The organism is Rhizobium sp. CCGE531 (assembly GCF_003627795.1).
Lineage (GTDB): Bacteria > Pseudomonadota > Alphaproteobacteria > Rhizobiales > Rhizobiaceae > Rhizobium.
This window is the reverse complement of sequence record NZ_CP032687.1, coordinates 509700-535422: the sequence shown is the minus strand read 5'-3', so window position 1 is coordinate 535422 and position 25723 is coordinate 509700. Positions and strand designations below refer to the sequence as shown.

Below are 25723 nucleotides of genomic sequence, written 5' to 3'. Positions count from 1 at the left end.
ATGGGCACTTAGTGGGTAAGCAGAGGTGGAGGCGGGAAGTCCAATACATTGCTCGTATAGCTTTCGACCAGCGCACTGAACGGAGTGCCGTCCTGAAGCTTCAGCACTGCATGATGTTCGAGAAGAAAGGGCGGTAGTATAAGAGATCCCGTTGCGGGTGTCGGTAGTTCCTTTTCCACGTCCCATCCTTCTGGAAGAGGGGACCACAGCAAATTGGAAGATAGATTTGTGCGGGTGAAATTAAGAGATTGGACGGCTCTGCCAAAGGCGACGTCGCTCGTATTCAACGCTTTATTCATGTCCATTGTCAGCCTTGCCGGAACATACCAATTGTCAGCCTCAGAAAGGACGCGATTGCCGCAAACGAGGCGGACATGTCGGTAGGCGATGGGCTCGTCGGGGCCGACCGCCAGAAGTTCTCGGATGCGGCTATTGACGGGCTTGTCTCTCCCGCGTACCCGCTGTGCAACGATCTTAGAACCTTGCGGTGCGAGATTGTGTCCGGCACACCACCGGTCGAGCGTCAAAGTGGCGCTAGCATTACTCAGGAGATTTGCATTCAAGGTTTGGAGAATCGCAAGTGCCTCAATCCGTGCCGTTGGCGTGTTTGGCCATTGCACCGCGGTGAACGATTCCTGCGCCGATATGTTATGCGCGGCCAGCATGATCGCAGCAGCAGGTGCAAATGCGATAACCCGTATAAACTTCCAACAGTAGATTGACACGAAAAGTCATCCTTTGTGCGAGTTCGATGAGCGGTCGAGACGATATTTATTGCCAGGGAGGCTTTCCCACAAGAACGCTCGAAGGTGACTTCTAAAAGGCTGTGTGAGCGGACCTACCGTCCCGCCTTCGAGGTTTCCGTAGATACCTGGCACCAATGATGGCTGCTGAGCGCATCATGACGGACGTTACCTCTGCCTTGGGAAACCGGCCGGTTTATGTCCGAGGCGGCACCCGTGGTCCCAGCGTGAAAACCGATGCGGCGATAATCCATGACGTAAATGGGTGCGATCCAAAGAATCGATTTTTCCAATAAGTCGAGTGCCGTTAGAACGCGCTGAATTTGGCTTAGCGCGACAGCACGACGGTTTTGCCACGGAGTTCTGACGGAATGATAGCCGTCATGGCGATCAAGGAGTGAAGCAGCTTCGCTCACTCCAGACTGACGGACTAGGTGAGTGCGTTGTGGCCGATATGCGAAAACGCGGAGAATGTATGTGCGGGATTGTGGGTATTGTCGGCCATCATCCGGTTTCGGACCGGCTGATAGACGCATTGAAACGGCTTGAATATCGTGGCTACGATTCGGCAGGCGTCGCGACGATCGACGGTGGAGCGCTCCATCGCCGGCGCTGTGAGGGCAAGCTCCTCAACCTTGAAGCAAAGCTGAAAGAACAGCCCCTGGCGGGCACAATCGGCATTGGCCATACGCGCTGGGCAACCCATGGCGCGCCGACGGAACGCAATGCCCACCCACATTTTAGCGACGGCATCGCAGTCGTCCACAATGGGATAATCGAGAATTTCGCCGAATTGAAGGATGAGCTGACCGCGGCCGGCACCGAGTTCCAAACCGACACCGACACGGAGGTCATCGCGCATCTCGTGGCAAGACTTCGCCGGGACGGCATGGGCCGGCGCGAAGCTATGCATGCGATGCTGAAGCGCGTCCGAGGCGCTTACTCGCTGGCTCTGCTCTTCGAGGAGGACCCTTCGACCATCATGGCTGCCCGGAATGGCCCGCCGCTCGCGATCGGTCACGGAAGCGGCGAGATGTTTCTCGGATCGGACGCGATTGCGCTGGCGCCCTTCACTAACGAGATCACCTACCTGATCGACGGCGATTGGGCGGTCATCGACAAGACTGGCGTACGTATCTTCGATATCGACGGAAAGGTCACCACCCGACCGCGGCAGATCTCGGTGGTGACGGCCCATATGATCGACAAGGGCAACTATCGCCATTTCATGGAGAAGGAGATTTACGACCAGCCGGAGGCCATCTCCGATACCCTTGGCCATTACCTCAACTTCAGCGACAATCAGGTGGTCGCGGCTTGGCGCGACACCGTCTTCGCCAACGTGCAAAGCTTGGCGATCTCCGCCTGCGGCACTGCGTACTTGGCCGGACTGATCGGCAAATACTGGTTCGAGCACTACGCACGTCTGCCGGTCGAAATTGATGTCGCCTCCGAATTTCGGTACCGCGAAATCCCGTTCTCGCCACAGGTGGCAGCTCTCTTCATCTCACAATCGGGCGAGACGGCCGATACACTTGCTTGCCTACGCTATTGCAAGGAGCACGGCTTGAAGACCGGTGCAGTCGTCAACACGCCCGAATCGACGATAGCACGAGAGTCCGACACTGTGTTCCCGATCCTCGCCGGACCGGAGATCGGCGTTGCGTCTACGAAGGCCTTTACATGCCAACTCGCCGTATTGGCTGCGCTCGCGGTTGCTGCCGGCAGGGCGCGTGGCACCCTTACGGAGAAGGAGGAACAGACACTGGTCGGCCGGCTTGCCGAGATGCCGCGCGTCATGGGGCAGGTGCTCAACAGCATCCAACCCAGGATCGAACTTCTATCGCGTGAATTGGCAAAGTGCCGCGCCGTGCTCTATCTTGGCCGCGGAACCAGCTTCCCTTTGGCCATGGAAGGCGCCCTGAAACTAAAGGAGATTTCCTATATTCACGCGCAAGGGTATGCTGCCGGCGAACTGAAACACGGTCCAATTGCTCTCATCGATGAGAACATGCCGGTTATCGTGATCGCACCGCACGACCGCTTTTTCGATAAGACCGCTTCCAACATGCAGGAGGTTGCGGCCCGCGGCGGACGGATCATCTTGATCACGGATGAGAAGGGCGCTCGCGCCTTGAAGCTCGACACGATGCAAACAATCGTTCTTCCAAATGTGGACGAGATCATTGCGCCGATGATCTTCTCGCTGCCGGTCCAATTACTCGCCTATCATACGGCCGTGTTTGCGGGCACGGACGTCGATCAGCCGCGCAATCTGGCGAAATCAGTCACCGTCGAATAGGTCATCGTTTCCGTAAGGGACGAATGACAGAGTTTAGATGACTTATAACTGCTGAGCATTTGGAGATCGACATGCCGCAAACGAAGATATTTGGCTTCTCGGGGAACATAACACGACCGTCCACGACGCGCACATTCGTCGACCATATCGTCGGGCAATTGGCAATCAAAACGCGAGCGGTGGCGCAGTCCTTCGATGTCGATGACCTTGGACCTTCACTATTGGCGGCCAAACGGCTAGACGACCTTAACGCTCAAGCACGCGGGGTCGTAGACCAAATGCTGGAGGCAGATGTCCTGGTTGTAGGCTCACCCACCTACAAGGGCAGTTACACCGGCCTATTCAAGCACTATTTCGATTTGCTCGATCCAACATCGCTGAGGGGCAAGCCTATCATCATCGCTGCGACGGGCGGAGGCGAGCGTCATTCGCTTGTCGTCGAGCATCAGTTGCGCCCTCTGTTCGGGTTCTTTGAAGCGCTTGCGATGCCGACCGCAATCTATGCCACCCGTAATGACTTCGCCCACGGGGAGGTGATTTCCGAGGCCATCCGCATGCGTGTAGGCCGAGCTGTCGAGGAAGCAGCATACGCAATAGGATGACCAGACGCAGCAAACGTCGGCGCAACAGGCTCTATTGTCCCACGCGAACCTTAAGAGGCGATTTAGCGGTATTCACCTCCTCGAAGACAACTTTGACTCTGTGTTTCCCTGGTCCAATCGGATGCCAGTGTCCTCAAAACGCTAGCCTCTCCCCGGCCGTAGGTGGTCTTGTTATAGTTGGCGAGCGCGCCCAATCCTGGCTCAATCCAGCAGCTGATTGGCGATCTCTGACGGAGTCGCCGACAAAAAACTGCTGCTTTGGATGGCGGAATAGCCCGACATCACTGGTGTCGCCAAGATGTTTTGAACAGTTGAGTTTTGTCACCTTCGAGACCGTCAGGCATTTCAACTTTGCACCACAACAGCCGACATTTTTGACGCCACGGTTGCGCGCGGACACCCGTGAACTGCGAGGAATTGCCATTTGAGAAAACCGTGTCTTCTACTCGTTGCCGTTCTTGTCTGTGCAGCACTCCAGTTTCCCTGCGCCAATAGCATGGCTGAACAGGCGGCCGCACCCGCTCTGACCGTTTCTCTGACGGCGCCGGCAATACGGGACTGGCCGGAAACCGTTCCCGCGAGCGGCTGGCTGAAACCCTGGCAGGAAGCAATCATCGCCTCCGAGACGAGCGGCCTGCGCATCACCGACGTCCTGGCGGATGTCGGGTCCGTGGTCACGAAGGGGCAGACGCTGGCCCGGCTTTCGCAGGACAGCGTACTGGCGGACCTTCGCAAGCAGGAGGCGGCTGTCGTGACTGCCAAGGCAAATCTGACAAAGGCCAAGGCGAATGCGGATCGTGCACGCCAGCTCAGCACTTCGGGGGCCCTCGCCGACGAGAAAATCACTGAATATCTGGCGGACGAGCAGACGGCGACGGCAAGCCTGACATCGGAGGAAGCAGCGCTCGACGGCGAAAAGATCAAGCTTGCGCATACGACCATCACCGCCGCCGACGATGGCCTCATAACCTCGCGTTCCGCCAACCTCGGCGCCGTCGTCTCCACCGGCACCGAGCTGTTCCGCATGGTGCGCCAGCAGCGTGTCGAATGGCAGGCCGAAGTATCGGCGCGTTATCTGCCGCGGATTTCGGAAGGCCTGAGCGTTAGGATCAACGGGCCGGAAGGTCACGTCATTGCCGGCAAGGTGCGGCTTGTCGGACCCTCGGTCAGCACCGACACCAGCCGGGCGATCGTCTATGTCGCGCTTCCCGCCGACATTCGTCCGCGGACCGGCCTCTACGTCACGGGCAGCATCGAGTTGCAGACCACACCGGCGCTCACCGTCCCCGAGACCGCAATCGTGTTCCGGGATGGCATCAGCTACGTCTTCACCGCCGGCGAGGACAAGCGGGTGCGACGGGTCCGCGTCGAAACCGGCCGCCGCAACAATGGTGAAGTCGAGATCGTCTTCGGCATCGATCGGTCGTCGAAGGTCGTGACGTCGGGCGGTGCCTTTCTGTCGGACAATGACCTCGTGAAGATTGCGGAGAAGAACTGATGAATTTCTCCGCCTTCTCGATCCGCAATCCCATACCAGCGATATTGCTGTTTGTGATGTTTGGATTTGGCGGGCTTTGGGCATTCAAACAGCTGGCGGTTCAGTACTTTCCGGATATGGACCTGCCGACTATCAGTGTCACCGCCACGCTCGACGGCGCTGCGCCGACGCAGCTCGAGACGGAGGTTGCCCGCACCATCGAGGATAGCCTCACCTCCTTGAGCCATCTCGATCATATTCTCACGACGATCACCGACGGCACCGTCTCGACCAAGGTATCCTTCAAGCTGCAGAAAGACAGCGAAACGGCCCTCAATGAGGTCCGCAATGCCGTCGATAGCGTCAAGGCCGATCTGCCGGCACAGATGGCGACACCGATCGTTACGAAGGCCACCGTCCAAAGCTCCGCACTTGTCACCTATGCCGTCCGCTCGACCGCTCTCAACGAGACCGAACTCTCCTGGTTTGTCGATAACGATCTGACCAAGGCACTGCTATCGGTCCCGGGCGTCGGCCAGGTCAACCGCATCGGCGGGATCGATCGCGAGGTCCATGTCGATCTCGATCCTTCGACGATGGCGTCGTTCGGCGTCACCGCCGCGACCGTATCAGCGCAGTTGAAGGCCGTGCAAGCCGACAAGTCTGGCGGCCTTGGCGAAGTCGGCGGCACGCGTCAGACATTGCGCACGCTCGGCGCCGTAGAGTCGGTCGGGGCCCTGAGGGAGCTCACTATACCGCTCGCTAACGGGCAGCAGGCCCGGCTCGACGACATCGCCTCGGTCAAGGACAGCTTCGCGGAGCGCTCCTCGATGGCCTATCTCGACGGCAAGCCGGTGATCGCCGTCGAAATCAAGCGTTCGAACGGGTTTTCCGACAGCAGCGTTTCGGCTGACGTTAGCACGGCAATGAAAAACTTCGCAGCGTCGCATCCCAATGTGCAGATCCATGCAGTCTACAGCCTGATCGGGTCAATTCTCGGCAATTATGACGGCTCGATGCACATACTGTATGAGGGTGCGATCCTGGCAATCGTGGTCGTCTGGCTCTTCCTTCGGGACTGGCGCGCGACGATCCTGTCGGCTGTGGCACTGCCCTTGTCGGCCATACCGACCTTCCTGGTCATGTACCTGGCGGGCTTCAGTCTGAACGTCGTCACCTTGCTGGCGCTGTCGCTTGTGGTAGGTATTCTCGTCGACGACGCCATCGTCGAGATTGAAAACATTGCCCGCCACCTGCAGATGGGCAAGCGGCCGATCGATGCCGCGATGGAGGCGGCCAACGAGATCGGGCTGGCCGTCATCGCCACCACCTTCACGCTGGTCGCCGTCTTCCTGCCGACGGCATTCATGAGCGGCATACCGGGCCTCCTGTTCCGTCAGTTCGGCATCACCGCCGCTGTTGCCGTCGTTGCCTCGCTTGTCGTTGCGCGTCTGCTTACCCCCATGATGGCCGCCTATTTCATGAAGGCTCATCCGTCGGAGCAGAAGGATGGCCGAATCATGCGCGCCTATATGGCGCTCGCGAAGGCTGCCCTCGATCACCGGAAGACAACAGTGGCCGTGACTGCCGTCGTCGTTGCGGTTTCGCTTTCCGTTATCCCCCTCTTAAGAACGGGATACCTGCCAGCCGCTGACGACTCGCGGACGCAGATCACGCTCACCCTGCAGCCCGGCGCCACTGTCGAGCAAACCGACGCTGCAACCAGGAAGGCCGCAGATATTCTCAGTGAGATTCCCGACGTGACACATGTGTTTGCTGCTGTCGGCTCGGGATCCTCGGGCGGTGGTGCGACGGTCGCCAGGAGCAGTGTCGGGTCTGCCGCGATCGTCGCCACGCTGACGCCGATTGATGGGCGCGACCGCAAGCAGTCGGAGATCGAGAACGATATCCGGCAGGCGCTCTCCGTCCTCCCCGGAGTGCGTGTGGCGGTCGGTATCGGCAACGGTACCAAGCTCGAGTTCACTCTGGCCAGCGACGATGCCAATGCCCTCGACAGCGCAAGCACGGCGCTCGAGGAGCAGCTTCGAACGCTGCAGGGCATAGGCGCCGTGACATCGACGGCGGCGAGGCAAGCGCCGGAAATCCAGATCACCCCCGATTTTGCGCGTGCTGCAGCGCTCGGCGTGACATCGAATGCAATCGCGAGCGCCGTGCGCGTGGCGACAAATGGGGAATATTCCTCGGATCTGCCGAAGCTCAATCTGCCACAGCGGCAGATCCCGATCGTCGTCCGCTTCTCGCCGGAAACGCGCACCAATCTCGACGACATCAAAAACATGCGCGTTCCCGGCGCCAAAGGCAATGTCGATCTCGGATCGATTGCCGATATCCGCATCGGCGGCAGTCCTTCGGAGATCGATCGTATCGACCGCATGCGCAATGTCACCGTTTCCGTCGAACTCAATGGCCGCATCCTCGGCGACGTCAACCGCGAGGCGAAGGCGCTGCCGGCTCTCCAGCATCTGCCGCCAGGCGTTACGCTGGTGGAACACGGCGAGCTTCAGCGCAGCTCCGAGCTGTTCCAGAGCTTCGCGCTTGCGATGGCGATCGGTGTGTTCTGCATCTATACGGTGCTCGTCCTGCTGTTCCACGATTTCCTGCAGCCGCTCACGCTTCTGATGGCCCTGCCGCTCTCGCTCGGCGGCGCGCTGGTGCCGCTGGTGGTGACGGGCACCAGTTTCTCGATGCCTGCCGTCATCGGCCTTCTCATGCTGATGGGCGTTGTGACGAAGAACTCCATCCTTCTCATCGAATATGCGATCATGTCACGTCGCCGAGGCATGTCCCGGTTCGATGCGCTCGTCGATGCCTGCCACAAGCGGGCGCGGCCGATCGTCATGACCACCCTTGCCATGGCCTCGGGCATGCTGCCGGCCGCGCTCAGCCTGTCGGGTGGGGATTCCAGCTTCCGGCAGCCGATGGCCATTGTGGTGATCGGCGGCGTGATGATATCAACGCTGCTCAGCCTCATCATTATCCCGGTCATCTTCACCTTCGTCGACGACCTGCAAAATTTGCTCAAATCGTTCAATCGCCGAGCGCTTCGACGCCATGCGACCTGCGGGCGAGAGACGGAGTTCAGTAATTTGCCAGGCGATCTCGGCGGCGATACGGGGAAATCCCTAGAGATGACTCCATCTCAGCATAAAGTCATCGAACCCACACCTTGATCGGGACTGGAGGCGTTTTTGGCAAACGCTTCTCGTTGTCGATCAAATCACGCGAATTCCAACCCTCGGCCTGTCATTGATATTGCCTCCTGCGGTCAAGTGCGAAGCTCGGCGCCTTCTTTGTTGCGGCAGTCGCGCGCGTGGACACTATGCGCGGCAGCAGATAATGCATTTTAATTTTAGCCTTTCAGTTGAGGCGGAAGAGGACATCATTGCGATCGCCGAACAAGGTGTAAGCATGTTCGGATCCACACAGGCGAGGCGATATCATGATGACTTGTTCGCTGTGCTTGACCTCATTGCCGCCAACCCGCGAATGGCACGTGAGCTGGAAGAGATTTCGCCACCAGTTAGAATTCATCCGTTCGAGGCCCATCCTATTGTCTACAGGATCGAGGAAAACGGAGCAATTTTCGTGATCCGAATACGCCGTAGACATGAAGACTGGACCGGCGATCCTGTCTAAGTAGACCAACATGCATCATTGTGTGAGAGGCGGTACGGTCGGGCTGTGACGCATGTCAGATCAGTTACATCGCCGTTATCCTGTGCTTTTTCTCCTGATTTTTTGGAGGAGATAGCCTATACCGATTTGCCGGACAATGCAGTCTGGAGAGTTCGTTCTAAGATAACGTCGGGGACTGAGTGACGCAGCAGTTCGATTTGTTTGTTTCAAGTGAGACACCTTCCGCGAAGGCAGCTGCTTCATTGCTCCCGAAGCGCCAACCATCGGCTGCCTTGAGTGAGGACGACATGGTGCAGCAACTCCAGGCGACCGGCCGATATCGCATCCTCAAAAAACTCGAACCGCGTGCCATCGCAACGGAGGCGCGGCCCGGATTCCCGTTGAAGGGCGTTATCCTCGATACCGAAACCACTGGCCTCAACCATCGCAAGGACGAAATCGTCGAGGTCGGCGCTGTTGCGTTCACCTTTGATGAAGCGGGCAATATCGGCGACATCATCGGCGTCTATGGTGGCCTACAGCAGCCGAGCACACCAATCCCAGAAGAGATCACGCGTCTGACCGGCATCACCGACGAAATGGTGGCCGGCCAAATCATTGATCTTCAGCAACTGCGCGCGCTTGTCGAAGGAGCCGACCTCATCATCGCTCACAATGCTGGCTTCGATCGGCCCTTCTGCGAGGCCTTTTCACCCATATTCGCCGGCAAAGCCTGGGCGTGCTCGGTCTCGGAAATCGATTGGGCGTCACGTCGCTTCGAAGGAACCAAGCTTGGATATTTGATCGGACAGGCAGGCTATTTTCATGAGGGGCATCGGGCAGTGGATGACTGTTTTGCGTTGCTCGAAGTTCTCGCAGAGGATTGCATCGGCTTCGGGCAAACGCCGTTCGCCGAACTCTATCAAGCCAGCCAGCGTTGTCGTGTCCGCATCTACGCCGAAAACAGTCCGTTCGACATGAAGGATCACCTGAAGGCGCGCGGCTACCGTTGGTCGGATGGTAGTGATGGTCGCCCGAAATGTTGGTGGACCGAGATTGCAGAAGAGGGTCTCGACGACGAGCTTCGCTATCTGCGCTCTGAAATCTATCGCTGGGATGACGCTGATCCACCGATGAGACGCCTCACCTCATTTGACCGTTTCAGGGCGTGACGACAGCTCGTGTGGCGTTGATAATTGCAGGCTCTGCAAGTTCGAATCCCATCACATCAAGAGCTGGGCTTTCCTTTATCCAAAAGAGGCTTGATTGCAGGTTGGAACTTCAGAACCGCCATGGGCTCGATTACGCCACTTCGTCAATGGCTTACTCCAAGCTGCAGGCCCGCTCTGGCCCGCTTGCGATCCCTTGATGCTTCGAGAGCCGCGGCGCATGTAGCATTCGCCGCATTCCGTTTCGCCGCCGGGCGCCCAATCGAATTCCAAGATCGCATTGCGGTAGTCCGCGTTACGAGAGTACCAATGCCGGAAAAGACCGTGAGCAAGCGATGCTCACTGCGTCGGTCTCGAGCGGGATCAACGTGCGCTCAATCATCAGTGAGGTCAGTATGGTCCGGCATAATGACAACTTCACATTAATTCAGGCTGATGAAATGGCGATGCGAGCGGATGTTATAGACAATGGCTGATCGGTCGCAGACGGCAAGCGGGTACCTACTTTCATCGCAACCTCACACGGACGTGGTAAAATTCTCGGATTAAGGCGAATTTCGATATCAGCAACACCAAACCGAAGGAAAAAACGATGTCTGAACTCGTAGTGCTCGGCTTTGACAACTCCGACCAGGCGGACGTTGTCCTCAATCGCCTCATTCAACTCCAGAAGGAATATCTGGTCGATCTTGAAGACTCCGTGGTTGCGATCCGCGACGCTTCGGGCAAGGTTCGTCTGAAGCAGAGCGTCAATCTGACAGCAGCCGGCGCCGCGAGTGGCGGGTTGTCGGGCGCCATCTGGGGATCGCTTGTCGGCCTTTTGTTCCTAAATCCTCTTGCGGGCATGGTTCTCGGCGGTGCCTTCGGAGCAGGTTCCGGCGCTTTGGCAGGCTCGATGACGGACTACGGCATCGACGACGACCTCATTACGCGGCTGGCCGACACGATCCCGGTAAACAGCTCGGCGCTCTTTTTGCTAATTCGGAAGGTTCAGCCGGAGAAGGTGCTGCAGGAGTTCCAGGGCGAACATGCGCGGATATTGAGAACGTCGCTCTCGCCCGAGCAGGAGGAGCGTCTGCGTAGCGCGCTTGCGTCCGAACCGTCCGCCGCAGCGCCGCCGACAGGAGCATGATTAAAAATAGGGCCAGTGGGAACAATCGACTTTCGCCACGAACCTCGTCTTCACGGATGTGAATAAGGTGTCGCCGCGACGTTCTGACTTACTTCGCGGTCTCGGCGAGGTCTGACCCCACATAGGTCGCCAATTCTGACGCTTCGTCGTTGCCAAGGTCTTTTGAACCACGCCTGACGGTATGAATAACGAGTGTCCAGCTGTCAGGTCGATTAGATCTTGGTCATCGAGCTCGTATTCCGGGGTGACGCTGGAACACAGACCAACAATTTGTCGACAACATCCCGAGGCTTCCATGTACTGTCCTGAGGAAAACTCGCCTATGTCGCTACGTTTGACCCCGACGTAAGCCGCCCGACTGCGCAAGGCCGGTTGATCGGGTCAGTTCCGTGCCTGCTCGGCGGCGACTTTGACAAACGTGGCCGGCTTCGCAACAACAGTCGGCTTTTCGGCGGGAATATAGCCGGCGCCGATCGTGATGTTCAGAGAGATGTAGTCGAGAGCGCTTTGCTGGACGGCCTCAGCGAGGCTTTCCTGCGCATTAGAAACCGAACGCTGCGCGTCGAGAACGTCGAGAAGCGAAGATGCGCCGTCCTTATAGCTTTCCGTGGAAAGATCGAGGGCTTCCTGATACGACTTCACCTGCGCCCGCAGTGCGCCAACCGTCTGGGCATCGCGGCTGACGGCCGACAGGGCGCTTTCGACCTGTTCGACACCAGACAGCACGGTCTGCTTCCAGACGATATACCGCTCGCGGCTGGTGGATTCGGCACTCTTGACATTGGCGCGCAATGCGCCGCCATCGAAGATCGGCAGCGACAGGCTCGGACCGAACGACCATTTCGTCAGGTTGCCGTTGTTGGACTTCGTATGGGTATAGGACGGCGAAATCGAACCGCCGAGCGTGATCGTCGGATAGAGCTGGGCCTCCGCCACGCCGATCTGAGCGGTCGCAGCGGCAAGGTTACGCTCGGCGACCCGGATGTCGGGCCGGTTGCGGATGAGGTCGGCCGGGACGCCGGAATTGACGCGACCGGGGAATACCGGCTGGACGCCGCCACCCTGCAACTGGGCGATAATGGTTGCCGACGGTACGTTCAGCAGGGTTGCGATATGATGCACGGCCTGACGGTAGCTGATTTCGAGGCCCGGAATTTCGGAAAGCGTCGAGTTGACGAGACCTTCGGCTTGGACAACGTCGAGGCGGGAAACGGCGCCGGCATCGAGCTGGAATTTGGTGAGTTCAAGCGTTTCGCGGCGAGACTTCAGGTTGTCCCGTGCGATCGCGACGCGGGCCTGATAATAGCGGACATTGACGTAGCTGTTTGCCAGATCCCGGAGATAGGTCAGGCGAGCAACGTCGACGTTGGAATAGGCCGCATCCAGCGATGCGTTGGCGCTTTCCTTGGCGCGACGGTATTGGCCCCACAGATCGAGCAGCCACGAAGCCGTGAGGCCGCCGCCGGTGGTGTTTTCCGTTTCCCTCTTGTTGCGCTGACTGCCCTTTTCGCCCCTGAGCGTGTTGCTGCCTGACACGAGAAGGCTCGGCATTCCGCCGGCCGCAGCGCTGACGACCTGCGCCTGCGCCTGATTGATGCGCTCCAGCGCCTGCTGGATATTGAGGTTTTCTGCAAGTCCTTGTTCAACCAAGGCATTCAGCTTCCTGTCGCCGAAGGCGGTCCACCATTGCGAACCTGCGACGTCGCCGTTGATCTTCGTACCGCCCTCCGAGAACTTGGCCGCTAGGGGCATTTCCGGTGTCTTATGCTCGGGGCCGCTGACGCAACCTGCCAGCAGAAGCAGCAGGGCGGGGGCGGCTGTACGAATGGATATCATCACGTTACCTACGATTGAATTACATGATCACGCTCTTAGGGGAAACGTGACACTCGGCGCTTCGATGACGACGCTGCCTAACTTACAGCTTCATCTTTTTTTACGCTTGATAATGGCACGCGACTGTTTGGAAAAATTGGTTGTTCGGATCACACTGATCTACGTCATGGATCACAGCGCGGGTTCGTTCGGACTGATGTTTGAAATTCGCCTCCGCATTTGAACTCGACGTCGCATGACGACGCCCAATGTTCACACTCGGGTGGATCCATGTCGATTTTGCCAAGGGCTCCAAGTCGCGCCGGTACTTGAAGAATCTTCCACATGGATTGCGTAGAATGCAAAAAGCGCGGCCGAAGCCGTAATAAGGAAAGCTGCGGATGAACTGGCGCGGCTCATAAATCTTTCTCCGTTTACGGGGGCTCCCGCATGAGCCAAGCATTTTTCGTGCCGAAGGAGAAATCTCCCGGGCGAACGCAAGACTTAGGGGAAGCTTGATGACTTCCTGCAACGGGTATGCAAACAAAAGTCGAGCCAAACGCCTCGCTTAGGGTCGGCGTGCGGCACGCGATCGATGGAGATGAAACCAATTGAAAACACTCCGGCATTTCACCCACCGCCGTTGTCATCTGCCCGTGCGACGTCGTCGCAGAGGTGAGTTCGCCCGATGTATGCACAAGTCCTCCCAAAACGGAAGAGGCATAGTTGAAGCTAATGATTTGATTTTACAAATAAAAAAGCGTATTCAATTCATATCTTAGGCATTTATTTATTTGCACGGTGGTCTGCACGACTGTTGCGCCGCAGACCATCGCCGCGAGACCGTAACGAACCGTTATCGGAATAAGTCTCTACGCTGCTCCTGCAAACTTGTTAAAATGCGGAGCCTTCCCGCACCTTCGACATAAGGCGCTATATCAAGAAGCTCGGCATTGGGATGCGCTTTGTTTCAACACCAATCGATTCAGCGGACAAGCAGGTCAAATAGAGGCGTGAACGCAACGCCGCTGATATGCCCTATAGTGCAAGTCTTCTGAAGACTAATCTTCGTGCTGCGCAAACTCAAATCGTACTCGAAATATTTGCTCCTCTCCTGGGGCGAGGTTGACATTATAATCCCGCTCTTCGAATGGAATGCGTCTACCCTCCATGTCACCATGACCTGTACATGGTTCTAACGCGAGGAAGTCTTGCTGTGGAAGAGACCATACGACCCAGTGACGTGCATTTGGCGCCTCAATTGTAATGGAGGCCTTTTCCCCAACCAGCGACAGACGTTTACTGTTTGCATTCAAAAAACAAAGGGCTTCATTTTGGAAAAGGCTCTCATTTAGATGAAGGTACCGCCCGTGAAATGAAATTTTCCGTTGAATACTTCGAATTAGACCTTCGGAAGATATGCATGGGACGAGAGGGGATTCCAATTTCTCGAATTCCAGCCGCCAGGTATCTTTCCGGGCAGACAGTAAGGGCCATCTAAATCCCGGATGTATTCCGATCGCATAAGGGAGGAGTTCACTACGGGAGCTGTTTTTTACGGAAATATCGACGTTCAGCTCACTATCTGAAATTTTATACGTAATCCTGAAAATAAAACAAAATGGAAACATCGTTTTCGTGAATTCATCGTCAGATGTTTCTAATGTCACCTCGCTTTTGGAGATGGAAACCACGTCAAATTCCTGCATGCTGATGAAGCCGTGAACGGGCATCGGATAAAGTTGCCCTTTTATTTCGACAAGCGAAGCCTCACTCCATCCGCATGAAGGAAACATCAGGGGACAAGCTTGGTTCCAACCTGGAGGGCGCCGGGACCAAAGGAGGTCGTTTGCACCGACCCGCCACCCAACTAGCTCTGCTCCTTTTCGGTTGACAACTGCCTGTGAAATACCGGAACGAATAACGACAGCATCATGCATGAATGTTGTTACCTTAAAACCTTCAGAATCGTCAGACGGGCAATCCTTGCCTTCTACAATCGTCGCGCGGCTGAATTAAGAAGAAAGAAGCAGTGACCTTCAAGCCGTCCTGCATGAATAGTGTGTCAGTGCTATTTGAAAGGTGGGGCGCGTCAGCCGCTCCTGTGAAGCTTCAGAATCGTTTGCCACGATTTCGCACCCAGAATCCCTATCCCTCCTGCACGGTAACCATCGTACGCTTCCGGGCAGTTCCTATGGCACGATATTTGCGAGGAATGATCCGCCCTGGTCCGTGTTAACGGCCACGGCGGAATCTAATGCGAATTCCAGTCGATTAGGCCTTTTCGACGAGACAAACGGAAAACTGGAGACTGCTTTGAAGGATGTTTCGAAATACGCGCAGACGGCACTTGCCGTGCTGAGGATCGTTACCGCGCTACTATTCATCGAACATGGCACCATGAAGCTATTTAGCTTCCCTTCAGGCGGCCTCGTCGGAACAGGAGGTTTGGGTGGTTTGTCACCCTTCATGTTGACTGCGGGTCTTCTGGAGGTGATCGGCGGCCTGGCTATTCTTGTTGGCGTCCTGACGAGACCGGTAGCCTTTCTTTTGTCAGGTCAAATGGCCGTCGCCTATTGGATCATACATTTACCAGGCCACAGCATTTTTCCCGTGCTTAACGGCGGCGATGCAGCGATCCTGTTTTGCTTCGTGTTCCTCTACCTGGTCTTGGCCGGTCCGGGAGCGTGGAGCCTTGATGCCAAGTTCAAACGGATATGAGTGGGGCTTCGCAGCTGCGGTGAGACCTCAACGGGATCCTACAATAAGCTCGAACGAGTGGGCACAAAGCGACCCGAATTGCGTGGGGACCACGGGTGAACCCCTTATCCCTGCGCGGAGATCCTGCCGCTATTCTCGCTAATGTCTGGCGGCCCATCCGACGAGTTAGCCATGCATGGCCGACGGGCGGCAGTGCAAACCTCAACGTCGACAAGTTCGTCGCGGTCCGCTCTCGTGGAAGTCAGAACAGGATCCAAGTTTTCGGCCGTGGCGAGATGAATGTCAGCGCGAGCTGCTGTGAAAGCCGATGACGGATGGCGAACAGCATGTCAAATCCGCGAAATGAAGGCTGTCCGTATGGGAGTTTCAGAAAACAAGCACGCACATTGCCCGCAGCGATCCTGCATTGTCGCAGATGGAATAGCCGGTATGAAAGCTGAAGTTTTGTACATTCGAAAATGGAGAGACAATGGTAGCCACAGCTATGAAATCCTAGCCGTGGGTGACATATGGTTGCCTGACCTTGGATTGAGGGTGAGCGGTGTCCATTTGGTTAAGCATGCAGAAGGGATCCTAGGGGTCTACGCGCCAAGCGCTAAGGTAGAAAGGCGCTATACCGTTTGGTGGCCGGTGAACTCGGCTATTGAGAGGGCTGCGCTTGCCGCCCTGCTTCCTGCCTATGAGGAAATGGTGGCGCGCGATGTCGTCCACTGCATCTAGTATGCGGATATTGTTTCACAAGGAAATCGTCAGCTCAACGGGATTAAAGATATCCTGAATGCACTGAACCGTGTTGCCCGATTTGAGCGCGAGGAGTGCCGTGATTTGGTGGAGCAGATTGCCGAGAAGAGGATCCGCATCAATCCCAGCCGGAAGATCAAGGCGCTGGTAGCGGAAGCCGATACGGCGCGACGCGTGCGGACCACCCCTGGGATTGGCCGCGTTTTGACCGCTTTCGCCGTTGAAGCCTTTGCCCCGCTGATGGAGAGCTTTCGATACAGCCGCAACTTTGCCGCTTGATTCTCTTCCGTGTCAGCTCTCGTCAGGCGGTAGAGCGCGGCTCAAGGATCTCCAACGCATCGCCACGACAGCGGACATCTCCCTATCGGGCGTCTGTCTCGCCGTGGCGATCTCATTGTGAACCCAATTAAGTCTCGACCCCAAGATTGTGCTCACGGCGCTCGAGGTAAATGCCGGACCCGGGACAACATATTTATGGATTGAATCTATAAAATAAGTGTGCATTGTTTCAGCCACTGTTAGCCGAAGGGAGTTAGGTTTATTGAAACCAATGCAGTCCTCACAAGAACCGTCGCCTTCGTTGACTACCGTGAGCCGGGTGGCCATTGTCGGAGGCGGGTTCAGTGGGGCGACGATAAGTCGCTTGCTCGCACTCTCAGGCCTGTTCGAGCCTGATGAGATTGTGGTCTTCGAGCCAAGGTCGCGCCTTGGTGCCGGCGTTGCCTACGACACAAATGATCCGTCACTTCGCTTAAACGTTGCCGCCCACCGGATGCGGGCAATACCCGGAGACCCGCAGAGGTTCGCCCGCTGGTTTTGTGAAACCGGTCGTGCTGGGCGAGATCCGGAGGCTGGAACAGAGGGAGCAATCTATGCACGGAGAGGTGATTTTGCGGACTTCATGGACAATGAGATGCGGCCGCTTCTCGAAAATGGCAGCATCATACATGCGTGCGAGCGTGTCGAGCGCATTCATCGACAGAATGGCCGCTGGCGAATCGAAGGAAATGCCGGGACGATCCTTCACGCCGACATCGTCGTTGTTGCTACCGGTCATCCGCCACCAAGGACGCCAGCACAATTTGCTTCTGCGCTGCAATTTCATCCACGTTTTGTCTCAAATCCCTCTACCTCTGGCGCTTTTCAAAAGATCCAGCAAAGGGACAATATATGGATCATCGGTGCCGGATTGACCGCACTTGACGTGCTAGCAACCTTGCGCGCTCGCGGTCATAGTGGAGAGATCACTTTATTGTCGCGTTCAGGACGTCTGCCGCGGCCCCACGCGACGGGCAGCTTCACGCTAGACGGTGATGACTTGCTAAAACGCGTTCCTAAGACGGCGCTTTGCCTTCTGCGACAGGTTCGATTGGCTATCAGCGACGTAACGGAAAAAAGATTGCCCTGGCAGATCGTTTTCGATGCGCTGCGGCATCAGGGGCAGGCAATATGGCAGGCGCTGCCGCTCGAGGAGCAACGGTGTTTCTTGCGCCATCTTCGTAGATGGTACGACATCCACCGCTTCCGGATGCCACCTCAAATCAAGGAACTCGTCGCCCGCGAGACAGCAGCTGGTCGCCTCCACATTCGTGCGGGAAGAATAGTTTCCGCCGAATGCGGCAGCCGAGACATTTTAGTCGACGTCGCAACTACGCCGCATGGCAATATAGAGAAGGACCGCGCACAGTGGCTGATTCTCGCAACCGGCCCCGATCATGAGAATGTAATCGGCAGCCAGGCCTGTTTGTTGGACCTCGAGCGCGCCGCTTTGATCACAAAGGATCCGCATGGTCTCGGCATCAAATGCGATCGCGAGAATCGCGCCTTAGCACGGGACGGGACACCCGTCGATGACCTGTTCATTGCCGGCCCATTGGCCCGGGGGACGTTCGGTGAACTTACCTCGGTGCCCGAAATTGTTGATCAGGCGGAAAGGATTATGCAGCGAATAAGGCAGATTCGCTCCATAGGAACGCGAAGGACGCCAATCCGATCGACGCTAAACAATTGAAGTCTCCACCTGCGTATCAAAACCGTTCGCCGGAACGCGCAACAGTGTGAAGCGGACAAAAGCATTCGTGGTTTTGACATCGTCAATGAACAACCGACTATGTTTAAAGCCGTGCAGATCTCGCTGCGGTAGGCAGGAAGTCACGCCTTCGTCTGTGGTTGCCTAAATCGTTTTTGGTAGGCTGCTATAAAGGCGGCCGGAATCGGGCGGGCAAATCGGGTGAAATCAATCGCTTCACGTGAGCCTGCACTTGGCTGAATAGCTTCGTCATAGAGCCGGGGTCGCCATCCGAGTCCGAAAAAGCAAGCACCATAGCGAGCCGCAAGTGTCGGGGTCACCGGATAAAGAAGGCTCAGGAATACCGAAATTTCCGTTGCGCTGACCAAGGTACCTGTCTTTGAAAAACTCGCAGCGTCGAAAAAAGCGTTCAACGCATTTAGAGCATCCCAAACGCGCGTGTCCTCCATGGCTTCGCAATACCGTTTAGCATTGTGGATCTGCTCGCGCGTGAGTTTGTCGACCCTCAGCGTCTCGTTACATCCAGCGTGTCGGCGCAAAACGGTTTCGAAAGCATGAATGCGCACCTCCGCCTGAACCAGCCCCTCGATCAGAAAATCGTTGTCGTTTCTGCCAAATGGCTTTGCAATGCTGGCCAAATAATAGCGCAGCACGTTCGTGTCGATGTCTGCCGCCACCTCGTCAGCCCACAAAGCATGATCGCGGCCAGTAGAAAATTTTGCGCTTTCGAGTTTATAAAAGTCCTGGATCGCATGATTGTGTGGGATCGCGTAACCACGTGCGAACAAACCAGCAGTGACGCCGATCGTATAATAAAATCGGTTATCCTGGCCCATGAAGAATACGAGTTTCGTATTCGGGTCACGCAAAGTGTCGTCAAGATCTGCACCACTTTGCTTGCAGATGCGTTCGATTCCTGTCTCGTAGCACCACAATCCTTCAAACCACGTCAGCAGAGTTTGACCTGCCACATCTGCCGGGGAGCTCAACGTCACACCACGATCGAAATGCCGCGACATTGGCAATGACCGCAATTTTGTCCGTAACCAGTCGCGTTCTTTGCATTTTATGGTCTCCGGCCATCTGCTGGCCTCAATGGCGTCATCAAGTGCGGGAGCAAATTTCTTGAGGTCAAAATGGGCCTGGCGGATCGGTCGTAAAACAAGGCTGCATCCGCATACGGTGTGGATGGGATTGCGTAGTAGATTGTGCTGCAGCGCGAGGCCGCAATCTTCGCAAAGGTTACTATCTGTTTCCGCATTGCAAGCCGGGCACCGCCCGATCGCAAGTGAGTCTGCTGCGAACTCTCCGCACGTTTCGCAATACAATTGCTCTGCGTCCCGCAGCTCGATGTAGCCTAAGGCTCTTAGTTGGTCGTAGATTGCGAGACTTCGCTCTTTGTGGTCTTCGCTTGAAGTCCTGACAAATACGTCCGGCTCAATATCTACTACCCGCAGACAACGCAGGATTTCATCAATGTGCATTTGTGCAACGTCATCAACTGGCCTGCCAAGCTTGCGGGCTTTCAACAGCGTATAAGTGCCATGTTCATCAGCACCTGTTACGTGATAGGCCGCATTCCCTACCATTCGCTGAAAGCGTATGAACACGTCTGTTAGCAGGTACACCCCTCCAATATGCCCAAGGTGCAGCTTTCCATTCGGGCATGGGGGCGCCGAGCAGGCAAAGTAAGTTTTTTGCTTTACGCTCAATTCAATCCCACCATATCGAAAAGAACTTCAGACTGGTTTCAGGGTCGCTATTTTTGATCGCGTGCGTTTGGTGTGGCCTTATGTAGAGCAACGTGTTCTCGCCGACCGCCGTGGTTTCGCCGTCGGCTTCGAACACGCCACTGCCCGAGATCAGTACCCAAAGTTCGTGCTCTGGGTGCGAATGAAGATCGACTGCACCGTTCGCCACCACCTCCACAATCGAAGTCCCGAAGCCCGTTGCGACCGTCTGCGGCAGATGTTCAAGCAATCGGCACACCAGAACGCCAAACTCCGGGCGCATGATTGAGCCGTCGATCTGTTTCGTATACATGTTTGCCTCCCACGCGGTGCTTCACTCGCGATAGAAAATGCCGTTCGGCGGCTTGAGTTCATCGATGTTGGAGACCTTGCCCTCGGGAGGATTGTAGGCGCGCTTGAGTTTGTTGTACTCGGCCCGCGTTGGGCCCCCGGTGGAAGCGCGCTGGAACACCAAGTAAATTACCCTCCGGGAATTTTCACTTTTATTAGGTTTCGAATAATGCGGCGCATAATCGTCAAAGATAAAGATGTCGCCGGCCTTCCATGACACCGGCTCCCAGGCGAACGTTTCGACGATGTCGGGGTAAATCACACCGCCGGCATCCATCGGAAATACACCCTTCTTGTGATTGGCGGGGCTGAAGAAAAGCCCTCCATTGTCTGGGCCGGAATCGTCGATGCCGATTGCAACAATTGCATGGACCATCCGGTCTGGCAGCTTATGAGGGACATGGTAGATGTCCTGATGCGGGCGATAGCCGCCACTATCGGGATATTTGAAGATCAGCAGCTCTTTGAGCATCCGGGCATCTTCCTCCAACAAGGACTCGACGATTGACTCGATACGGTGGTCAGCCAGGATCAGGTCACGCAGAGGGGCATTGAATTCGAGGAAGTTCTCGACCTTGGAAATTATTTTTTTGTTGTCCGTCGTTTTTTCGAACCACATCAACCATTTGTCGTCGCTTATCTCCCAGCACGAAATATCTTCGACAAGAGTTGAGAGACGGTCACGACTTTCCTGGTCGAAAAATTCCTCTAACTTGAGGTATCCAGTTTTATGCCATGTTGCTTTTTGTGCTTCGGTTAACATGGGTAAGTCTCTCCTCATCAGAATTGATCTGCCTGAAAAAGCTGCCCCGGTTGAGAAGGCAGTTTGCCGGTTCATGGAAATGTCGCCCGTTTGTCCTTGTGCACGGTGCTGTTTGGCGAGCTGCATTGCTTTTGCGGAGAATTATCGATCCTTTTGTTCTTGCATGTTGCCATTCTAGACCCCGAAGATCTGCCGATCTGGGACGTTCGCATAATGATCACGCCCGAGCAGTCTATTGACGATGCGGCTATTTCGGTACGCTACGAGTGACAAATTCACACTCTGCAAGCCGTTTTGGACGCGCGTCCGGCTCTGCAGATAAACCTGGCCTGGAGCACTATCCTTGAATTGAACGGCGTAATCTTCATCTACGACCGGCAGGTCATCTTCGATGACGGCGGAAGCCAATAGGCGATCGATGAACGGAAGCGAGCGAGGCTGAAAACCGGTGGCAAGTACGATACGATCGGCTTCTACTGTTCGCAAAGGCGCGCCACGGGGAGCCAACAGCGCTTGCCAACCATGTGGATGAGGAGACAACTCCTTCATAACGAGTGCGGGCAGCAGTTGAATGATCTCGTCACTATAGCCACTCGCGCTACGATGATAGCTAATTTCATAGATGCGGTTGCACAATTCGGCTGAAATGCCGTCACTGGTGAGTAATTCGTCATCGACGATAGCCCGACGTTCTTGAAGTGGCAGCGAATGAAAGCGCTGGCTATAAGATGGCGTGTACGACATGTTGACGAAAGCGCTGTCATCCCTCGTGAACAGGTTCGCACGTGACGTCACCCATATGATCTTACGCACATCAGGATTGCCCAACAGGTGTTCGACGACCTCCGCACCGCTCTGGCCGCCGCCAACAACCATTACGCGTTCACCCACACCAATTGGTGACTGATCTAGATAGCTCGCCACATGATAGACCTTATCGCCCAGCCAAGGTTTGGCGCATTCGGGGATGTTCGGAACGACACCGACGCCGATCGCAACCGCGCGGGCATGATAGTCATCTCGCGTCGTCGTCACGCGGTAACCCTTGTCGAATTTGGCGATGTCGGTCACTTCCTCGCCAAACCGAAGGCTGGGCAAGTGATGTGCAACCCACTGGAAATAGTGTGTGAACTCACTGCGTGACGTCTTTGCGTCGCGCCGGTTCAGGAAATTGTAAAGTCGTCCATGCATTGCAAGATAGTTGAGGAAAGAAAATGGACTAGTGGGATCTGCAAGCGTCACGCAGTCCTTCAGCGGAGATACCTGCAGGCGACTATTGGGCAGCAGCAGTCCTGGATGCCACACGAAGCTGCATTCTTTTTCGAAAAAAATCGTGCGCAGGCGCGTCGGGTGCGCCAGTGCAGCAAGACTAAGATTGAAGGGTCCGATCCCAATACCGATTAGGTCCAGAATTTCCATAGAATCTTTCCTATGGTCAAAAAACATACGTTGAGTGCGGCAACCGATCGAGCATTGGGCGAAAATGATACGTGATCGGTTTCCTACATCGGCCTGCGAAGTGTCTGGCTGATGATAGCGATGTTGATAGCGACCAGCCCTGCCATTGCGAGCATTGCAACATCGATGCCATGTGCTGCAATTAATAGGCCGCCGAAATACGGGAAGCCGAACGATCCGACGAAATAAGCGAGCGCGAAGACTTGAGAGGCGACGGAGATCGAGAGACCTCGCTCGCTAGCGAGGTTCACCACCATGGCATTCAAGGTGGAATAGGTGAGGCCGTAGCCTACTGCAAAGAGAACGCTGGCGAAGACGTACAACAGCGCGCTTCCCGAGTTCAAAACCAGAAGTCCGATCCCAATTAGTGTTGTTACGAAGAGAGCGAGCGCCAGGCGAGCGAGCGGCAATTTACCGATCATCGAGGCGAGCGAAAACCGCAATGCGACCGTCGTAACAGTGAATGTCAGAAAGAAGACATTGGGTGAAAGTCCTCGCGAGGCGGCATATATGCTTTGAAACGTGGACAGACCAGCGAAAATACAAGCACCAATTCCCATCATGATCACCGGCAACACCGTTTTCCCGCGTAAAATGGACAGGCTCGTTGGGACGGAGAGAGCAACGGCGCGTGCGGAAAGTTGCGGCTGACGCTTCAAACGTGTCTGTACGAACATAGCGAATACCGCAGCTACCACGCAGAAGACGGCATAAAATGCGTACGCGGCGCTGGGATTGCCGATCTGGTCAGCAATGAAGTGACCCAGCGGAGCTGATCCGCCGATGCCGAGCATTTGGGATCCTGAAAGGAGAGTCAGAGCTTCCAAGCGGGCGGAAGGTTTGAGGCGATCAATGAGCTGGATTGGAGCGAGCGTGTAAAAGACCGCCCAACCAAAACCGAGCAGAACGCCGCCGGCATAGGCAAACGCCAGACCGCCAGTTCCGACCAGTGCAAAGCTGGTCATCGCGGCCGCCATGACAAGAGAAGAGACGGCAATGAGGGGCAAGATACCTGTATATTCCGCCAGCCGCCCCGCGAATATAGCACCGATCAGGGTCGCTATGATTCCAGCACTGACGATGCCTCCGGCGGCAGATGCCTGAAAGCCTGCGAATTGCATTGCGTCGACAAGCAGAAAGCTTGAACCATAGGCAAGGGCGAGTGCAATGGCGGTAATGAGATAGGGCACCAGAACGCTCGCGGGCAACCAATCAAGCAGCTTCTGGTTCGTTTCGGCCATGACAGGCGTCACAGGCGAAAGCGTTTCCCTTTTTGGACTAATAGCGTTATCTATCTTTCTCATGAAAGTAGATAACAGACTCTTGACCGTTACACAATCGCTGCGCAGGGAGATAGCCTCGGCAAAGCCTGGGCTTCGACTGCCTTCGGTGCGTTCTCTCATGAAGGAATTCCATGTCAGTCCAGCCACGGTGGAGCGAGCATTTGCCCAACTCGTCAGCGAGGGACTGATCGAGCCTCGCCCAGGCCAAGGAACCTTCGTTCGCGAAGGGCCCGCAAGTCCCGCCGAGGTTGTCGACCTATCTTGGCAATCTGTCGCGCTTGGAGCTGCGCGCGGAGACGGTGGTTTTTTGGAAACTTCATTGACACTTCCACCAGCCGACGGCCTGATCTTGAGCATGGGCTACCTGCCGCCTGATCTACAGGCGTCTGGCCTTTTGGCACACGCGCTCCGTCGAGCCGCAGGTCGTGTCGATCTTTGGGATAGACTGCCGATCGAGGGTCTTCAGTCATTGCGGGCGTGGTTCGCGCGCGAGATCGGAAACGGCGCCGTGTTCTCGCCCCACGATGTCATCATATGCAACGGCGGACAGGCGGCGATCACTGCGACCCTGCGGGCACTCGTGCCGCCTGGACGTCCAATTCTTGTGGAGACGCCGACCTACACTGGCGCCATTTCGGCTGCCCGGGCGGCGGGCCTTGAAGTGATTCCCGTAGCCATTGACGAAAACGGGGTGCGACCGGAACTGCTGGAGGACGCCTTCCAACAGACGGGGGCCCGGGTCTTTTACAGCCAGCCAACCTTCTCCAATCCTTCGGGCGTCGTGATGTCGAACGAGCGGCGAGCTGCTGTCCTCGACATCGCGGCAAAGGCGCGCGCCTTCATCATCGAGGACGACTGGGCGCGGGATCTCGATCTGGCAGGCAATGCACCGGCTCCGCTCGCGACGACTGATCGCCACGGACACGTTATTTATATTCGGTCCCTTGCCAAATCAGCTGCACCCGGTTTGAGGGTCGCAGCCGTTATCGCAAGGGGAGCGGCCCTTGCACGGCTGAAGGTGGCCCGCGGAAGTCAAGACTTTTTTGTTTCCGGTCCCTTGCAAGCGGCGGCTTTGGCCGTTGTGTCCGCGCCAGGATGGAAGCGTCATCTCAAGGCCGCCCGCGCTGCCCTAATCGAGCGGCGCGATGTCCTCGTCGGGGTGCTGCGCGAGGAAGTTGGGGACTGCGTGACGTTCGATGTCCCGACCGGAGGCATGCACCTTTGGCTACGCTTGCCGGATCGGGTCTGCGATGTCGCACTCGCTGCAGACCTGGCCCGGAACGGCGTTATCATTGGCGCTGGTCGCCCATGGTTTCCTGCCGACCCAGAAGGCTCTTTCCTGCGGCTAACTTTCGCAGGCCGCCCCACCACTCTTGTTGAGGGCGCAAAGCGCCTCAGCCAGGCTATTAAACACAAACTTTAATCTTGGATAACGGAAGGAATAGTGGTTAGTCCGCTGCGCGAGAAGCAGCAGGACCGATTGCCTTTAGCCATGCGAATCTCGCTATCATGCCGGGATTCCGTCGCATCTCGGCAGATCCGGACTGATCTCGGCGGAACACATGCGATCTCGGCCTGGCTGATCTTCTTCCCATGCATCCCGCGCGCCGGGGGGCGATTTTCACATGTTCAACTACATATAAGAGCGCGCCGCTTCCATCCTCAAGATTTGCAAACTGCGGAAAATGCCGCAGCGGTAATTGAGTAAATTGTCTGAGATGATGCTCGGTGGATGACTTTCGCGTCTAGTTCGTGAACGTCCGAACTCTCT

20 protein-coding genes are annotated in these 25723 nt (G+C 56.3%); 12 read left to right on the top strand and 8 right to left on the bottom strand.

Annotation, left to right across the window (positions count from 1 at the left end; translation table 11 throughout):
* Positions 1-8: 8 nt before the first annotated feature.
* Complete coding sequence (locus tag CCGE531_RS32430) at positions 9-725, bottom strand: hypothetical protein (protein ID WP_120670987.1); 717 nt, start codon at positions 723-725, stop codon at positions 9-11.
* 493 nt (positions 726-1218) lie between these two features.
* Here CCGE531_RS32430 and glmS point away from each other — a divergent pair, with 493 nt between their 5' ends.
* The 7 genes from glmS (at position 1219) to CCGE531_RS32395 (ending at position 11061) form a co-directional block, all read left to right on the top strand.
* Positions 1219-3045, top strand: coding sequence for a glutamine--fructose-6-phosphate transaminase (isomerizing) (gene glmS / locus CCGE531_RS32425; protein ID WP_120670986.1), 1827 nt, complete (start codon positions 1219-1221; stop codon positions 3043-3045).
* 71 nt (positions 3046-3116) lie between these two features.
* Complete coding sequence (gene msuE / locus CCGE531_RS32420) at positions 3117-3647, top strand: FMN reductase (protein WP_120670985.1); 531 nt, start codon at positions 3117-3119, stop codon at positions 3645-3647.
* 424 nt (positions 3648-4071) lie between these two features.
* Positions 4072-5145: an efflux RND transporter periplasmic adaptor subunit gene (locus tag CCGE531_RS32415; protein ID WP_120670984.1), complete on the top strand. Its 1074-nt coding sequence runs from the start codon at positions 4072-4074 to the stop codon at positions 5143-5145.
* Positions 5145-8315 (top strand): efflux RND transporter permease subunit, encoded by a 3171-nt coding sequence (locus CCGE531_RS32410; RefSeq protein ID WP_120670983.1) that lies wholly within the window; start codon positions 5145-5147, stop codon positions 8313-8315. Before CCGE531_RS32415 ends, CCGE531_RS32410 begins: the two co-directional genes overlap by 1 nt.
* A gap of 166 nt (positions 8316-8481) precedes the next feature.
* Positions 8482-8781 carry a type II toxin-antitoxin system RelE/ParE family toxin gene (locus CCGE531_RS32405; RefSeq protein WP_120670982.1) on the top strand — a complete coding sequence of 100 codons (300 nt, stop codon included), beginning with the start codon at positions 8482-8484 and terminating at the stop codon, positions 8779-8781.
* A 197-nt stretch (positions 8782-8978) separates the two neighbouring features.
* Positions 8979-9932, top strand: a complete 954-nt coding sequence (locus CCGE531_RS32400; RefSeq protein WP_245459616.1) for a 3'-5' exonuclease — start codon at positions 8979-8981, stop codon at positions 9930-9932.
* 589 nt (positions 9933-10521) lie between these two features.
* Positions 10522-11061: a DUF1269 domain-containing protein gene (locus tag CCGE531_RS32395; RefSeq protein ID WP_120670980.1), complete on the top strand. Its 540-nt coding sequence runs from the start codon at positions 10522-10524 to the stop codon at positions 11059-11061.
* Positions 11062-11442: 381 nt separating this feature from the next.
* Here the strand turns inward: CCGE531_RS32395 and CCGE531_RS32390 are convergent, their stop codons facing one another.
* Entirely contained in the window at positions 11443-12897 is a 1455-nt protein-coding gene (locus CCGE531_RS32390; protein ID WP_120670979.1) for an efflux transporter outer membrane subunit, read from the bottom strand.
* On the opposite strand from CCGE531_RS32390, the gene CCGE531_RS32385 reads away from it, so the two are divergent.
* On the top strand, positions 12887-13120 hold the full coding sequence (locus tag CCGE531_RS32385; protein WP_120670978.1) for a hypothetical protein: 234 nt from the start codon (positions 12887-12889) through the stop codon (positions 13118-13120). The two genes, CCGE531_RS32390 and CCGE531_RS32385, sit on opposite strands and share 11 nt — an antisense overlap.
* An 817-nt stretch (positions 13121-13937) precedes the next feature.
* On the opposite strand, the gene CCGE531_RS32380 is transcribed toward CCGE531_RS32385, so the two are convergent.
* Positions 13938-14816 (bottom strand): hypothetical protein, encoded by an 879-nt coding sequence (locus CCGE531_RS32380; RefSeq protein WP_120670977.1) that lies wholly within the window; start codon positions 14814-14816, stop codon positions 13938-13940.
* Between the two features lie 376 nt (positions 14817-15192).
* On the opposite strand from CCGE531_RS32380, the gene CCGE531_RS32375 reads away from it, so the two are divergent.
* From CCGE531_RS32375 to CCGE531_RS32360, 3 genes are all read left to right on the top strand, one after another.
* Positions 15193-15597: a DoxX family protein gene (locus CCGE531_RS32375; protein WP_245459584.1), complete on the top strand. Its 405-nt coding sequence runs from the start codon at positions 15193-15195 to the stop codon at positions 15595-15597.
* 825 nt (positions 15598-16422) lie between these two features.
* A complete protein-coding gene (locus CCGE531_RS32365) occupies positions 16423-16617 on the top strand; it encodes a hypothetical protein (protein ID WP_120670975.1) in 195 nt (64 codons plus the stop codon).
* A gap of 271 nt (positions 16618-16888) precedes the next feature.
* A complete protein-coding gene (locus tag CCGE531_RS32360; RefSeq protein WP_120670974.1) occupies positions 16889-18349 on the top strand; it encodes an FAD/NAD(P)-binding protein in 1461 nt (486 codons plus the stop codon).
* Between the two features lie 140 nt (positions 18350-18489).
* Here the strand turns inward: CCGE531_RS32360 and CCGE531_RS32355 are convergent, their stop codons facing one another.
* The 5 genes from CCGE531_RS32355 to CCGE531_RS32335 form a co-directional block, all read right to left on the bottom strand.
* Positions 18490-20079, bottom strand: coding sequence for a class I tRNA ligase family protein (locus CCGE531_RS32355; protein WP_120670973.1), 1590 nt, complete (start codon positions 20077-20079; stop codon positions 18490-18492).
* 1 nt (position 20080) lies between these two features.
* Entirely contained in the window at positions 20081-20410 is a 330-nt protein-coding gene (locus CCGE531_RS32350) for a cupin domain-containing protein (RefSeq protein WP_120670972.1), read from the bottom strand.
* Positions 20411-20431: 21 nt separating this feature from the next.
* Complete coding sequence (locus tag CCGE531_RS32345) at positions 20432-21211, bottom strand: phytanoyl-CoA dioxygenase family protein (protein WP_120670971.1); 780 nt, start codon at positions 21209-21211, stop codon at positions 20432-20434.
* A 174-nt stretch (positions 21212-21385) separates the two neighbouring features.
* Positions 21386-22630: a SidA/IucD/PvdA family monooxygenase gene (locus CCGE531_RS32340; protein WP_120670970.1), complete on the bottom strand. Its 1245-nt coding sequence runs from the start codon at positions 22628-22630 to the stop codon at positions 21386-21388.
* A gap of 83 nt (positions 22631-22713) precedes the next feature.
* Positions 22714-24072 (bottom strand): MFS transporter, encoded by a 1359-nt coding sequence (locus CCGE531_RS32335; protein ID WP_245459581.1) that lies wholly within the window; start codon positions 24070-24072, stop codon positions 22714-22716.
* On the opposite strand from CCGE531_RS32335, the gene CCGE531_RS32330 reads away from it, so the two are divergent.
* Positions 23972-25375: a PLP-dependent aminotransferase family protein gene (locus CCGE531_RS32330; protein WP_120670968.1), complete on the top strand. Its 1404-nt coding sequence runs from the start codon at positions 23972-23974 to the stop codon at positions 25373-25375. The genes CCGE531_RS32335 and CCGE531_RS32330 overlap by 101 nt on opposite strands.
* The last annotated feature ends 348 nt before the right edge of the window (positions 25376-25723 follow it).